Genomic DNA, 442 nt, shown 5'->3' with positions numbered 1-442 from the left:
GCCCAGGCGCTGGCCAGCACGAGAGCGCGGCCCCTCTGCCGGGCAACGCATTCGCTCCGCAGGAGGAGAGTTCAAGGCCATCGCGGGTCGATCGCGTGTTCGCAAACCTTGATCGGAATCGGCCAACATTTGCGCGCGTGCAGAACCGGATCATGAGCGACTGGCTGCTGTGGGCGGACGTCAAGACGAGTGGGTTGCGCCGGCCGGATTCGGTGGTCGGTACCTGGTCGATGCGTCACGGAAATCAGGTGAACGCGCTGGTCGGGCTGACCTATAGGATCCCGCCCGATCTGCTGGTCGGCGCCGTCGGCGGCTGGGAAACCTTCAACTACACGTCCGAGGCTCTAAGCGGCCGCATGAAGGGCGACGGATGGACCATCGGTAGCTACCTCGGCTGGCGCATCGGCCCGCAATTGCGCTTCGACGCCGCGTCAACCTACTC

General features: G+C 65.2%; 1 protein-coding gene. It reads left to right on the top strand.

Features of this window, described 5'->3' with window-relative positions:
• Window positions 1–152 precede the first annotated feature (152 nt).
• Window positions 153–442, top strand: a 290-nt coding sequence (locus tag CRV03_RS13980; RefSeq protein ID WP_258239111.1) for an autotransporter outer membrane beta-barrel domain-containing protein, incomplete at its 3' end; no start/stop codon positions are given.

Source organism: Arcobacter sp. F155, assembly GCF_004116455.1.
In the GTDB taxonomy this organism is placed as follows: Bacteria; Campylobacterota; Campylobacteria; order Campylobacterales; family Arcobacteraceae; genus Halarcobacter.
This window is presented reverse-complemented; position numbering and strand designations above follow the sequence as displayed.